Annotated in this window: 8 protein-coding genes; 3 read left to right on the top strand and 5 right to left on the bottom strand. The window is 59.5% G+C overall.

Annotated elements, in window-relative coordinates; genetic code table 11:
- The first annotated feature begins 76 nt into the window (after nt 1–76).
- Nucleotides 77–2224 carry an acyltransferase family protein gene (locus tag ACN085_RS10235; protein WP_419111463.1) on the top strand — a complete coding sequence of 716 codons (2148 nt, stop codon included), beginning with the start codon at nt 77–79 and terminating at the stop codon, nt 2222–2224.
- Nucleotides 2225–2456: 232 nt separating this feature from the next.
- Entirely contained in the window at nt 2457–7358 is a 4902-nt protein-coding gene (locus ACN085_RS10240; RefSeq protein WP_419111464.1) for an NAD-glutamate dehydrogenase, read from the top strand.
- 94 nt (nt 7359–7452) lie between these two features.
- On the opposite strand, the gene ACN085_RS10245 is transcribed toward ACN085_RS10240, so the two are convergent.
- The 5 genes from ACN085_RS10245 to ACN085_RS10265 form a co-directional block, all read right to left on the bottom strand.
- Entirely contained in the window at nt 7453–9234 is a 1782-nt protein-coding gene (locus tag ACN085_RS10245; protein WP_419111465.1) for an AMP-dependent synthetase/ligase, read from the bottom strand.
- Nucleotides 9234–10115, bottom strand: a complete 882-nt coding sequence (locus tag ACN085_RS10250) for a DUF1295 domain-containing protein (RefSeq protein WP_419111466.1) — start codon at nt 10113–10115, stop codon at nt 9234–9236. The genes ACN085_RS10245 and ACN085_RS10250 overlap by 1 nt, the downstream gene beginning before the upstream one ends.
- 99 nt (nt 10116–10214) lie before the next feature.
- Entirely contained in the window at nt 10215–10676 is a 462-nt protein-coding gene (locus ACN085_RS10255; RefSeq protein WP_419098837.1) for a GyrI-like domain-containing protein, read from the bottom strand.
- A gap of 59 nt (nt 10677–10735) precedes the next feature.
- A complete protein-coding gene (locus ACN085_RS10260) occupies nt 10736–11326 on the bottom strand; it encodes an arsenic metallochaperone ArsD family protein (protein WP_419098838.1) in 591 nt (196 codons plus the stop codon).
- Between the two features lie 110 nt (nt 11327–11436).
- Nucleotides 11437–13083 (bottom strand): hypothetical protein, encoded by a 1647-nt coding sequence (locus ACN085_RS10265; RefSeq protein ID WP_419111467.1) that lies wholly within the window; start codon nt 13081–13083, stop codon nt 11437–11439.
- 216 nt (nt 13084–13299) lie between these two features.
- On the opposite strand from ACN085_RS10265, the gene ACN085_RS10270 reads away from it, so the two are divergent.
- A complete protein-coding gene (locus tag ACN085_RS10270) occupies nt 13300–14787 on the top strand; it encodes an NAD-dependent succinate-semialdehyde dehydrogenase (protein ID WP_419098840.1) in 1488 nt (495 codons plus the stop codon).
- Nucleotides 14788–14826 lie beyond the last annotated feature (39 nt).

Here is a 14826-nt window from a genome sequence, read left to right on the forward strand (position 1 = left end):
CGGCCTGTGGCCTAGCAGATAGTGTTAAGAGATGAATCAGAGACCGCGTAGACAGCACAAGCCCCTCGGTAGCTTGGTGGAACAACCTAAATTCAGGCCAGAAGTGCAGGGCCTGCGTTCTTTGGCTGTGCTCCTGGTCGTCATGTACCATGTCTGGTTTGGCAGAGTCTCAGGCGGTGTGGATGTCTTTCTTTTCATCTCCGCCTTCCTGCTGTCTCTTTCCTCTCTGCGCAAAATTCAAGAAGGTCAGCCCCTAAAAATTCTTAGCTACTGGCTCCATGTCTTTCAGCGCTTGCTCCCGGCTGCCGCAACGGTAATTGTTGCCACCCTGCTGGCAAGCTACTTTGTTATTGTTCCCTCACGCTGGGCCTCCATACTGGCGGATGCCAAAGCCTCCATCTTCTATTACCTCAACTGGCGACTGGCCTTCAACGCCGTGGACTACTACGCCCAGGACGCCACCCTCAAGACACCATTCCAGCACTTCTGGTCGCTCTCCATGCAGGGACAAATTTTTATTCTCTGGCCCCTGCTTTTTGCCCTGGTAGCTTTCCTGGTCGGTTATCTGCGTCTTAAAGTCTTACCAACAGCTCTCTTTGTCTTCGGCCCCATCTTTGTTCTCTCTTTGACTTTCTCTATCTTGGAGACCGGTTCAAACCAGGGCTTTGCCTACTTCGATACCCGGACCCGCCTGTGGGAGTTCGCCGCGGGGACCCTGCTTGCTATCGCCCTTCTCAAATGGCGGCTACCAAGCATTCTCAAAGTACCCCTGGGCTGGTTAGGCGTAGCGGGGCTGATAACCTGCGGCTGGTTGCTGCCCGTCCAACAGGCCTTCCCTGGCTACCTAGCTCTCTGGCCCCTGCTCTCCGGTGCTTTCGTGATTGCGGCCGGGCAGACCGGCTCACCTTTTGGAGCAGATAGGTTGCTATCCGCTAAACCCCTTCAAAAGATGGGTGCTATCTCCTACTGCCTCTACCTGGTGCACTGGCCACTCCTGATCCTTTATACTTCCTGGGCCCGAAAACCTCAGGCAGGCTGGTTTGACGGTGCTCTCATTATCCTGATCTCCCTGGTCCTTGCCTGGCTCTTGCACAAGGGTGTTGAAAGGCCACTGAGAGCCTGGGAGAAAAAGCCAGGTGTTATTACTCCCTCTACTTCCCCTGCTGGAGCAACACACAGGCACCAGATACCCTGGTCTAGTGTGCTCCGGGTAAGTTCAACCCGCCTGATCCGCCCACCCTCATTAATTCTTCTTTGCTTGGCACTGGCGGGAGGCCTGGTGTTTGGTGGGCAGAAGTGGCTTGATGCTAAGTCTGCCCAGTGGGCCTCAAATGAACAATACGCCGGCAGTGAGCGATTCCCCGGCGCTCTCGCTGAAAATGCAAACCAGAGGTATGCTGACCCGGCTATCCCAATGACTACAGACGGACAGCTCCCCCCCTTGGGTGAGAGTTGCCTGGATTACCCTGGGATTGATAATGAGTACCTCGATTCAGGCGTTGAGACCAGCATCTGCCGCATGAAACTATACGGAGACCCAGATGCTCCTCTGACCGTGGTGGTCGGAGACTCCCATGCCCACCACCTGGTCTACCCCCTGATGGAAGGTATCGCCCGGGCAACGAACACTAACCTCATCTTGCTCTTCCGCCCGGGTTGCCGTTTCTCGCTCACCTCAGGCCCTGCTAAACCTGGATCTTGCCAGGACTACAATCAGATTGTCTACCAGCAGTTGCTGGACTTACACCCTGATAACGTGGCCTTGGTTTCTACCCGCACTTCCAGAGAATCCAATGAAGAAATTCTTACGCCCAACCTGGAGCCAGCACTTGCTGGGCTCACCTCTGAGGGGATTAACGTCATAGGTGTTCGGGATAACCCCCGTTGGACAGAGAATATGTTTGAGTGTGCACAATCCAACCGGCAGAACCCTGCCTCATGTGGTGCTCCTCTGCAAGACAAGATGGCTGAGACTGATCCCAGCATCGACATCATGGACCGTTACGATCACACCTATAGGGTCGATATCACCGACGGTTTATGCCCGGATAACTACTGCAACTCCATTGTGGGCAACATTATTGTTTACATGGATGATAACCACCTGAATTGGTCCTTTTCTCAAACTTTGGTTGAGGAAGCAGACCGAGAGCTACATGAACAGGGCTGGGATCCCTACGATTTACAGATTCCTTCCTCTCAAGAGCTATTACCTGCACCGTAACCGGCCCGTTACCTGATGGCAGGCTGAGAAAGTGCTAGCTCTCAAAGTGACCCCCCGTGTGAAGACGCCCGGGGTTAGGCTCCTTATGCCTCTGACCGGTCTCACTAAAATCTAGAGGTGGTAGTGTTGCGGTTCACTCCTACCCCCAAGCGGACTAAGATTAAATGACGCGCACCACCCCGCGCACCGATATCACAAAGAAGTGACATCCTCACCAGCGAAAGGCAAATTCTTGCGTACGAACGAACGCTCAGCCCTCTGGTCCGGCACCAATGACTGGATCAACGATTACTACCGTCACAGCTCAGCAGACGAGCTTGAAGGGCTGACCGACCAACAACTCACTGACCTTGCCCAAGCACATCGGTCCCTAGCTGCCGTCCGCGCACCGGGCCAGGCTATCGTCTCCCTCCAGAACGACGACAGCGGCAGCACCCTCTACATCGTGGTCGATGACACCAGCTTCCTCGTCTCCTCCATCACCGCCCAGATCGCAGCCCACTGGGGCGGTATCTCGGGCCTGGTTCACCCCACCTTCCTGGTAGAACGTAACGGCGCAGGTGAACTGGTCAACCTCACCGGCCCCGGCCTCAAACAGCCTGTAGCCAGCGGTGACACCGTCTCCATGCCCATCATCAGAGACGCTGCCAGCGGCAATATGGGGGCAGGGGCAACCGTCGAATCCTGGATCTCCGTCCGACTGACCACCCGCGTCGATGATGCCGCCACCGGGCAGTTGGAAGAAGAAATCCGCTCCGTCCTGACCGACGTACACCGCGCTGCCCGTGACAACGAAGCTATGGCTAGCCGTGTTCTAGATATCGCTGATAAGCTCAACGAGCTTTCCGGGGTCACCCTCGGCGGGGCCGAACACTACACCGGCACCATCAACTCCGATGCCGATCCCATGACCCGGGTGGAAGCCGCCCAAGAATTCCTGCGCTGGCTCACCCGAGGAAACTTCCTCTTCATGGGCATCAAAGAACGTGACCTGACCGGCCACTCCGGCGAAGTGCTCCTGACGGACCGCCCAGGCTCCGGCCTAGGCATCCTGGCCACTACGGGGGAAGGCGACCCCATCGTCCTCACCGGCCTGGGCCTAGAAAACGCCCGGAATCCGCGCCCCCTCTACATCACCAAAGCCAACTCCCGCTCCACCGTGCACCGCCACGAATACCTGGACTACATTGGGGTACGCGACTTTGACCGGTCCGGCAAGATTGTGGGCGAATACGTCATTCTGGGCCTGTTCTCCCGCCAGGCCTACTCGCTACCGGCTGTAGAAACCCCGCTGGTGCGTGAACGCATTGCCATTATGCGCCGACACCTGGGCTACCAGCCTGGCTCACACTCCGATAAGACCCTGGCTGGCATTATCGAAGACTACCCCCGCCTAGAACTGCTCCACGCCGACCTGGAAGAACTCACCGACACCTTCCGTGGCATTATGGGCCTAGAAGAACGCCGTACCACCCGCCTCTTCCTGCGCTCCGATACCTTTGGCCGGTTCGTTTCAGCCACCGTCTTCCTGCCCCGCGACCGCTACAACACCCAGGTTCGCCAGCGGCTCGAAGCGGTCTTCTATGAGTTCATCGACGTAGAGAGCCTAGACTTTGAGGTCTACCTCTCCACCTCATCGCTGGCCCGTATTTTCTTCCGCCTGCGCCTGGCAACCCCCAACGTCATTCCCAGCCTGGATGCACGGGAAATTGAACGCCGCCTACAGGCCACCACCCGCTCCTGGGGTGAAGCAACCGCCGCCGCCGTTGAAGGCGCTGTCCTTGGCCAAAAGCAAGACCCCGAAGCTAGCCGCCTGGCCGTATCCGCCTGGTCAGAAGCGGTACCCATGACCTACCGCGCCGACTACGAGGTTGAAAACGCGGTCGAAGACATGGCCATCTTTGAGTCCCTCAGTCAGGAACAGCCCGCCGCCGCCCGCATCGATGAACGCAAGGGCCGCACCCGCATCAAGACCTACCTGGCCTCGGCGCACACCCTGACCGAGCTACTGCCGGTCATGCAGAACATGGGCCTGGTCGTCATTGACCAAAAACCCTACGAAATCACCCCTGCTGACGGACGAGTATTCTCCCTCTACGACTTCGGCGTAGAACTACCCCAAGGGGTCGATATCCAGGCAGTTGCAGGGCTCTACCAGGATGCCCTCAACGCCTACCTGCTGGGCAAGCGCGAATCTGACAGCCTGGACCGCCTCATCCTCATTGAAGAACTCACCTGGGAACAGGTCGCTATCCTGCGTGCCTACACCCACTACCTGGTCCAGCTGGGCCAGGTCTACTCCGCAGAGTTCATGTCCGACACCCTGCTGGGTTACCCTGCGGCCACCCGCCTGCTTGCCCGCTACTTCGCGGTCAGCTTCGACCCCGACGCCAGCTACAGCCCAGCAGAGGAACGAGAAGCCAAGCGCGAACAGGTCTGGGCCGAACTCACCACCGCCCTGGATGCTATCCCCACCCTCGATGTGGACCGCTTCATGCGCTCACTTGCCACCGTCATAAAGGCAACCCTGCGCACCAACGCCTACCTGGACCGCCCCGCCCTCGCTTTCAAGGTGGCACCCGGCCAGATTGACTTTGCGCCCCTACCCCGGCCCACCTTCGAAATCTTCGTCTACTCACCGCGCGTTGAGGGCGTTCACCTGCGCTTTGGCCCCGTAGCCCGCGGTGGCCTGCGCTGGTCCGACCGCCGTGAAGACTTCCGCACCGAGGTCCTGGGCCTGGTCAAGGCGCAGATGGTCAAAAACGCGGTCATTATCCCCACCGGCGCTAAGGGCGGCTTCTACCCCAAGCAGCTCCCCAACCCCGCACTTGACCGCGACGCCTGGATCACGGAGGGCCGCGAATCCTACAAGGTCTTCATCGCCTCCCTGCTCGATGTCACCGACAACCTCTCTATCGAGGCCGACGGCACCGAAACCGTAGTACACAACCCCCGCGTCCTGGCCCGTGACGGCGACGACTACTACCTGGTCGTTGCGGCTGATAAGGGCACCGCCTCCTTCTCCGACACCGCCAACGCCATTAGCGCCGAATACGGCTTCTGGCTGGGCGATGCCTTTGCTTCCGGCGGTTCGGTAGGCTACGACCACAAGGCTATGGGCATCACCGCACGCGGTGCCTGGGAATCCGTCAAGCGGCACTTTGCCGAACTCGGTATCGACTGCCAGACCCAGGAGTTCACCGCCGTAGGTATCGGCGATATGAGCGGGGACGTCTTTGGCAACGGCCTGATGCGCTCACGCGCCACCCGCCTAGTTGCGGCCTTTGACCACCGGGATATCTTCCTGGACCCCTCACCGCAGGCTGACGTCTCCTTTGAGGAACGTGTTCGCCTCTACAACCTGCCCCGCTCGTCCTGGCAGGACTACAATCCCGAGCTGATTTCTGAGGGCGGCGGTGTCTACTCTCGCGGCGCTAAGTCCATTCCCATCTCTCCCCAGGTGCGTGAGGTTCTGGGGCTGGGCGAGGATATTACCCAGCTTTCACCGCCCGAACTGCTCTCCGCCATTCTTAAGGCCCCTGTCGATCTGCTCTACAACGGCGGCATCGGTACCTATGTGAAGGCTTCCAATGAGAACCACGCGGCCGCGGGTGATAAGGCCAACGACGCTATCCGCGTGGACGGCCGCGACCTGCGAGCTAAGATTGTGGGCGAGGGCGGCAACCTGGGCTTCACCCAGCTAGGTCGCATTGAGGCCGCACGCGCAGGCGTCCTGCTCAATACTGATGCTATCGATAACTCCGCCGGCGTGGAAACCTCTGACCGCGAGGTTAATATCAAGATTCTGGTGGACCGCCTGGTGGCTGCCGGTGAGCTTGCCGCTGAGGAACGCGCGGCTTTCATTGAAGCCCAGCGTGAGGATGTTGGTGCCCAGGTTCTGCTGACCAACCGGGAACAGAACGTGCTTTTGCAGGCTGAGCACCACGGCACCGCCCCCGGTATTGAGGTCTATATCCGACTGATTCACGACCTGGAAGAGAAGGCCGGGCTGAACCGTGCTGTCGAGTTCCTGCCTACCGATGAGGAAATTCGCAGCCGCTACGAGGCGACCGGTGAGATGCTCAACGGCCCGGAACTGGCTGTGCTGGCGGCCTACGTCAAGATTCACCTGACCGCCGAGTTGGAGAAGACTGACCTGGCCGATGACCCCTACCTGGCCCGTATTTTGACCGACTACTTCCCGCCTGCCCTGGTGGAGCGTTTTGGGGAACATCTGGCTTCGCACCCGCTGCGTCAGCAGATTATTTGTACCCGTGTCGCCAATGAGATGGTGAACCTGGGTGGCATTACCCACGTCTTCCGGGCTGTGGAAGAAACCGGGGTGGGGGTTGATGCGATTGCCCGCGCCTTCTACGTTTCCCGTGAAACATTTGGCATTGGCAACTCTGCACGGTTGCATCGTGAGCTTCCTGCTTCAACTCCCTTGGAGGGGTGGCTGGCTGTTATCCGTGACTGGCAGCGCGTGTTGGACCGCCTAGCCCGCTGGTTTGCCGCTGAACGCTCGGTGGTGGTGGGCACCCCCATTGCTGACATGATTGAGCGCTTCAAGCCCGTTGCCGAACTCATCCCCTCACTCAATGACTACTTTGCAGACGACACACGAGCCAGAGTACGCGCTATGCGTAACCAGGCAGAGGCCTGGAATCTACCCGAAGAGCTCACGGTCAACTGGATTCGTGAGTTTGAGGCATTTGCTCTTATGGACGTGGTACGTGCGGCAGAAGACCACAACCTGTCCACCGAGCAAATGGCCCGCGTCTACTACTCGGTCTATGACCGCTTCCAGGTAGATATGCTCCTGACCACTATCTCGACTCTGCCCCGTGCAGACCGGTGGGAGACTCTGGCTCGCTCATCACTGCGCGATGACCTCTACGAGATTGCCGCTAAGCTGGCCCTGCGTGTGCTCCAGGAAACCGGGCAGGGCGTAGTAGCGGGCACCGAGAACGGCGATCTTGCCGTAGCCCGCTGGGTAGAGAAGCACCCGGTTCGTATGGGCCGTGTGGACACCATGCTGGCTGAGATTCAGCAGGCTGCCCCCGGCGCCGACGGCCGCCCCCGCCTGGCGGTACTCCAGGTAGCCCTGCGTACCCTGCGCGGTGCTGTGAGCTAGACGGAAGATCTCCTCACTGCAAGGCGAAATAGCTAGTAGACAGCGGCCCCGGGGAATGTTCCCCCGGGGCCGCTACTTTCTGACAGGGGCTCAGCTAGGCGGCGTAGAGCTCATCAATGACCTGACCGAAGCGCTTAGAAAGCGCTGTGCGCCTGAGCTTCTGCGTGGGGGTTATAAGCTCCGGGTCCTGATCATCTAGCTCAATGACCTTAAAACGGCGGACCTGCTCACTGCGGGCCACCAGGGAATTAGCATCTTCAACCAGCTTCTGGATAGCCTGAGCGCAAGCCGCCTGAGGTAGTGCCCGGCCATCTTCGCTGGGCACTATCAGGGCAACAAGGTAGGGTCTCTTATCTCCTATCATGATCGCGTGTTCCACCAGTGGGCTGGCGGTAACCGCCTCCTCCCAGGTAAAAGGCGATATGGACTTGCCGCCGGCTGTTGTAATTTCATCTTTGAGTCGCCCGCGAATGGTCAGGTAGCCGTCCGCGTCTAGGGAGCCCAGGTCACCGGTTCTCAGGTAGCCGTCTTCGGTAAAAGCCAGCTGATCCCAAGAACTATCTGTGTAGCCCGAAATCACACCGATGCCCCGCGCTAAGACCTCCCCTTCCTCGCTAATGCGGATCTCTGCGCCGGGCAGGGGTAAACCTACCGTCCCTGAGCGGATAGCACCTGGCCTGTTACCAGCCAGTGGGGCGGTAGTCTCGGTCAGGCCGTAGCCCTCCACCACCGGAACCTTCATGCCCGCAAAAAGTAGTGATAGCTCACGAGCTAGGGGAGCACCGCCTGAGAGTATCCATTCAATTTTTCCTCCCAGCAAGGAACGCACCCTGCTAAAGAAGAGCGCATCGTATGCGGCCCTAGCGAAAAGAAGCGGCCGACCGGGGCGTAGCCCCTGCTCCTGCGCTCGGGCTACAGCCAAGGCGGTTCGCTCGGCGGCCTGCCACACCCTGCCCAGGTGCTTAGCCTGCGCCTGCTTGGACACCGCATCGCCTACCTTCTCTAAGACGCGCGGAACCACCACTAAGAAGGTGGGCTGGGTATGCGGTAGCTGCGAAATCAGCTCCTTGGGGTTTGAAAGGTGGGCGATCCGCATACCCTTGACCAGGCACACCAGCTGTAAGCCCCGCGCCAGAACATGAGCCAGTGGCAGGAAAATAACCGTCCTGCCCTGTTCATGAACAATCTCCGAGTAGGCAGCTGCAACGTTGAGAACCTGCCCCATCATATTCAGGTGGCTAATTTTTACGCCCTTGGGCGCCCCACTGGTCCCCGAGGTGTAGACCAGGGTAACGATATCTGCGGGCCTCAGCTGAGCTCGGCGCTGGTCCACCTGCACCTGTTCAAGGCCCCGCCCTGCCTCCTCCAAGTCGGACAGACAGGGGTAAGCAAGCGAGCTTTCCCAGCACCAGATGGCAAGGTCCAGCCCGCGTTCTTCCCCTGCCTGAGTCAGGGTATCGGCATGCCCCTGCGACCCGGCAAAAGCAGCCACCACGCCGGCATTGGCCAGAATATCGCCCACCTGTTGGGGTGAGCTCGTGTCGTAGATGGGCACCACCTGGGCACCTGCATAGATCAGGGCGCAGTCAGCTACAGCCCACTCATAAACGGTGGGTGAGAAAAGAGCAACGCGGTCGCCCAAACCTATGCCCTGGGCTATTAGACCCGCCGCAACGGCCCGAACCTGCCGGTGAAACTCTGCTGTTGTGACATGCTTCCAGCGCTCAATGGCACCTGTAGACCCTCGCACCGGCAGATCAAAAGCAATGTGCTCAGGGTTCTGTGAAAGCCGTTCCTCTAAAACGTCACTGAGGTTACGGTACTTCTGCTCAGGATCAACCATCAAAGCTGATGAGACCGATGTCCGCTTTCTCACTAGTTCTTACCCTTAAGGCCCGGAATCAGCACAGGGGTGTTCCGCTTGTACTCCTCATAGGCCTCCTGGCCGCCCCAGCGTTCATCGGCACGAGCCTCCAGCTTGGGGATACCACTGACCTTAGTAAGAAGAAGAACCACCACAACAGGCGACAAGATAGTTACCCACTGCCAGCCCACCAGCAGGGGAGCAGCGGTCACCAAAACACCCACCCAAACCAGAATCTCGCCCAGATAGTTAGGGTGACGCGACACCGACCAGACCCCGCTTTGGATAAAGTCACCACGGTGGGCGGGGTCAGCCTTAAAACGGCTCTTCTGGACATCGGCGGTTATCTCAAGAGCCATACCTACCAGCCACACCAGTACACCCAGATAGCTTACCCAGCCCAGCTCAGCATGGCGGCCTGAGGTAATGACCGCCCAGGCTGCACTTGCTGTTACCGCAACCCACAGCCCCTGCAAAGTCCAGGCGATAAAAAAGCGTACGGGGTCGGTTTTAATGTCGTCAAAGCGGCCGTCGCCCCCGCTGCGCATGACCCGAACCAGGAGGAAGAGGGACAGGCGGAGCGACCAGAGAATAACCATGGCCCCCAGCAGCCAGGCAAGAGGGCTCAGAGAGGAGGCAGCAAGCATCACAAAGAGGGTTCCTCCCACAAAGCCCACACCACCGGCAGCATCATAGAACTTCTCGGTCTTCAGGGCATAGGCGGGGATGAAAAAGAGCCACTGAATCAGGTAGGACAGCATCACGGCGCTCGCAAAGAGCGGGAACCCACCCGCTAAGGTCTCACCCTGGTAGCTACCGCCGCTAGCTACCAGAGCAGAAATCAGGATGACTACCCCAAGTACGCTGACCAGTGCTTTTAATTTTTGAGACATATTTCCCTTACCTTTTCGCACCCGCTAGCTTGAGGGGTCCAGGGGTTATAAATATAGTTGCTGTTTTGAGTGCCCCGCACCCCCCAGCTCAGAGCTGGTTCAGGCTGGTTTTACCGGAACCCACACCTGCATCTGAAAGTCTTGAGACGAGGGGTCACCCGGTCCGTAGGCTTCAAAGACTGGGCCGTTGGCCTTAAAACCAGCTTGGGGCAAGAAAGTCCCCATGAGGTGATCCACACCTGCCATAGTACTCATAGGCACAGCACCCTGAACAGTGGTCACAGCAAAATCGCCGCCATCCACCTTAAGGGCATTAAGCCCTAGAGCTTGAGCGGTCTCTAGGTTCTCCACCAGAATTCCCGCCATGTAGTCGAACTCGCCTGCGCCATTCATGCCCACAATGACACCCATGGAATGAACCTCTGGCATGGTAACACCGCGCTTCTGGGCGTGGTCGGTCAGCTTCTTCCAGAGTTCACCGATTCCAGCCCCCTGCTTGACGGTCTGGCGGAACCCCGCAATAAAGAACTCGTCCTTGTGCTCTACCCGCGCACCAATCATCGCCACTCCTTAGAAAAATAAAATCAGCACTATTCTAGTGTCCAGCACCCAACGGCCGGTCAGCTGCCGCACCCGCATCCGCCGCACCCGCAGGTGGACTGCGACTCCACCAGGGGGTCACCGTCATCGGGCAGGCCCTGCCCGAAATCGCCGCCCATGAGGTTGCGGCGCCCGCCGATGTCGGGGCCACCCGTTGGTTTTTGAGTGACCCCCGCAAGGACGGCCGCAAAGCCAGCTGGCTCAAGGGTAGGTGTGCTTGCCGGAGCTTGGGCACCACCGGTCCCGCAGGCCGCAGCCGCTGCGTTCACCTTGGGTTGTTTGACCTCAGAAAAGTGCGAGAAACGGCGCATCTGCTCAGCAGTGGGGTACATATAAGACACCTTGACTAGGCCCTCCACCAGCAGGATGGGTAGGACCGCTTCCCCAGCCATAGCAATCTGATCCGCTACCGGCTCACAGTCCCTAAAAGCAGAGGGGTAAGAGTCCGTGGAGTAGACGGCGATATCAAGACCGGCATCCAGTAGCTCCTGCGCCTGGCGCAAAAAATCCTGCCGGGCGCTATCGCCCGGGTCGTCAGGGTTTTGGCCGGGCGCTGGAATGAAAACTTCTAGAGCGGTGGTGCCGATGGTGTCCTTGGCGATACGGGCCACGGGTACTCCTTTGACGGGGTGTGCAAGGGTGCTAGCTCTTCTCCCAGCAGATATGAGAAGAAGTTAGACCCTAGCCTACGCCCAGATAGTGCCCCCGCGCCTCTAGTTACCTAGCTGCCGGTAAAGAATTTGCGCAGGGCGGAACGCAGGTTACCTTCGGGCTGCTTATCCTCACGCTGGGCTGTTACCTCACCCGGGGAGGCTGAGGTGAGTGACAGTTTCTTACCGCGCCTATCACGGGTGGGCATGGGGCTGGCGTCTGCCGCACGGTATTCCTCGCGCTGTTCCTTGGTGCCAAAGGCCAGGGTGCCAATAGCGGTGGCGATATTCTTCTGCTCCGGCGAAATCGGTGCGTAGGTCTTGCCGGGGTTAGTATTGTCGGCGCTGACCTCCGAAGCCTCAGACTGAACGGTTTCTGCCCGCTCCGGCTCATTGTCGGGTTGGGCGCCGTTGGCTTGTTCTTCTTGCCACTCGGCGCTGGGTGCCTTAGGGCTATCAGCCTCGGTCCCCTCAACATTGGTAGAGTACTCAGGCTCGTCGGCTTTGCTGGTTGCACCCGCCTGCTTACCTGAATCGGTAGCGGACCCGGCGGTAGCTTCAGCATCTGCTACGGGAGAGGATGCCTCGGTGGGGGCTTGACTAGAGAAGAGAGCGCTGGCATCTTCTGCGACCTTGGCCTCTCCAGGAGTAGCATCTTCTAGCGGCCCAGAAGTCTCCGCCTGCCCTGCTGTTCTCTGCTCGACGGTTTCAGCGTCGGTTTCACCCTCAGCAGGAGCCGGGTCAGCCAGCTCTTGGAGTGCCTGCCGGTAGCGGGACTCAGCCGGAAACCCTGCCCAGCCTAAGAGCGAGGGGAAGGCGATAGGGTCTACGGTGCCAACCCAGGCAACGGTTTGCCCAAACGGGCTTTCCTTCTGAGAAGTGCCCTGGGGAGCTTGGGCTCCTTGGTCGCCTCCAACCTCACCTACCACAAACTGGGCCAGTGAACTTGCAACCTGCACAGGGACGGAGGCCTCGCCAATAGGGCGCGCAATAATCTGACCGATAACACCGGCAGAACCTGGAGCCAGGTCGATGGCGTACAGGTGGCTATCGCTGTGGGCTATCTCGATCCACAGGCGGTGGTTCAATACAGCCTGCACGGTACCATCGTGGGTGGCTGGTGCCTTCCAGGGGGCACTGTCGAGGCTTGAAGCCCCGAAGTCAGCCTGTGGACTAGAGGCCAGCACATCGCGCCCCTGCGCCTGTGCAACCACACCTTCACGCACCAAAGCCCTGTAGAACTTGAGTTCGGGAGAAAAAGAAAAACCGCGTTCTCTTTCTTCGTTGGCAATCTCTTGGGGAGAATAGCCCGAAGTATGCCCACGGTCCATCAAAGCCGCGCGTAATTGCAGGCCATCAGCGGTGATAATCTGCTGGGGCTGAGCGGCCGGTGCCGGCTGGGAATCAGCGGTAGCAAGGGGTACCTGCTTGACGATCACCTGCCCGCCAGGGCTGCTATTGATGCGGACGGTGAAGGAGCCTGAAAAATCTTCAGACCGGGCTATATCAAGGGCGGCAACTGTAACCGCTTGGGCGTAGTCGGTTGGAACCGGCCTATCAGCGCCCCCGGTCACAGAGGTGCGGACGGTATCGACAGCGCCCTCGTGCACTCTCAGGCGAAGCTCAAGAGGTAGCTGGTGTGCATCCGTGTACCACTGGGTCATCTGAGCAAGAGCTAAAAGGTGCGAGGGGAGCTCGGAGTGCGAATCAAAACTCATGGTCACTATTTTTGCACGTTTCCAGGGGGCTATGACCCGAATGACCGGTGGCTAGGGGAGATTACTTTTTGCCGTTCACCCCACAAACTTTAATAACGAAACATGACCCGCCCGTCGGCATGTGAGGCAGGCTACCTGCCCAGCAGGGGAGGGCGTAAGATGGATAGGACAGCCGCGAGACATTAGACACACAGTCACTGAAAGGTGAAAACCCTCATGACCCTGGATACACAGGAACTTTTGGCAAAGGTCCCCACCGGCCTACTTATCGGTGGGCAATGGCGTGAGGCCTCCGACGGCGGAACCTTCGACGTTGAAAACCCCGCCACCGGCCAACACCTCGCCACCCTAGCATCAGCAACCGAAGCCGACGCGCTCGCCGCCCTCGACGCCGCCTGCGCCGCTGAACGCGGTACCCGAGGCAACGGCTGGGCCGCCAGCTCCCCGCGCGAACGCGCCGAAATTCTCCGCCGCGCCTTCGAGCTCGTTACTGAACGCGCCCAAGAATTTGCCACCCTCATGACCCTAGAAATGGGTAAGCCCTACGCCGAAGCCCTGGGAGAAGTCACCTACGGTGCCGAATTCCTGCGCTGGTTTGCCGAGGAAACCCCCCGCCACTACGGGCGCACCCTCACCGCCCCCGAAGGGCACCTGCGCATGATCACCCGCCACAAGCCGGTTGGCCCCTGCCTGCTCATTACCCCCTGGAACTTCCCCCTGGCCATGGGCACCCGCAAGGTAGCCCCCGCCATCGCCGCAGGCTGCACCATGGTGCTCAAGCCAGCCCGCCTAACCCCGCTCACCAGCCAATACCTGGCCCAAACCCTCATGGACGCCGGCCTGCCCGCAGGTGTACTCAACGTGGTTTCCTCCAAGTCGGCGGCAACTATCTCCGAGCCCATCATGAGCGATTCGCGCCTGCGCAAGGTCTCCTTCACCGGCTCCACCCCGGTGGGTAAGCAACTCCTTAAAAAGGCCGCTGAGAACGTCCTACGTACCTCCATGGAACTGGGCGGCAACGCCCCCTTCATCGTCTTTGAGGACGCCGACATCGACCAGGCGGTTGCCGGGGCCATGGCCGCCAAGATGCGCAACATCGGTGAGGCCTGCACCGCCGCTAACCGCTTCATCGTCCACGAATCCCTGGCCGAAGAGTTCTCCCAGAAGTTTGCCCAGAAAATGAGCGAACTGGTGGTGGGCAATGGCCTGGATGAGGGCGTGACCTGCGGCCCGCTCATTGAGCAGAAGGCCCAGGACTCCATGGTTGCCCTGGTTGAAGATGCTGTCGCCAAGGGTGCCCGCGTGCTCACCGGAGGTAAGAAGGGGGAGGGCGCCGGCTACTTCTTCCAGCCCACCGTGCTAGTTGATGTGCCCCTGGACGCTCGCGTAGCCCGCGAAGAAATCTTTGGGCCCATCGCCCCCATCTTTACCTTCAGCAAGGAACACGAAGCCTACGCCCTGGCCAACGACACCGAATACGGCCTGGCCTCCTACGTCTTTACCGAAAATATCGACCGCCTCTACCGGGCTTCTGACCACCTAGAGTTCGGCATCATGGGCTTCAACGCCGGTGTCGTCTCTAACGCGGCGGCCCCCTTTGGTGGTGTCAAACAGTCCGGTATGGGCCGTGAAGGCGCGGCAGAAGGCATTGACGAGTACTCCTCCATTCAGTACATCGGCATGCGTAACCCCTACACCAGCTAGCTACCCTGTGCCGCCGGTCCCCACCGGCGGACACCCAAC

This window comes from Rothia sp. P4278, assembly GCF_048512945.1.
In the GTDB taxonomy this organism is placed as follows: Bacteria; Actinomycetota; Actinomycetes; order Actinomycetales; family Micrococcaceae; genus Rothia.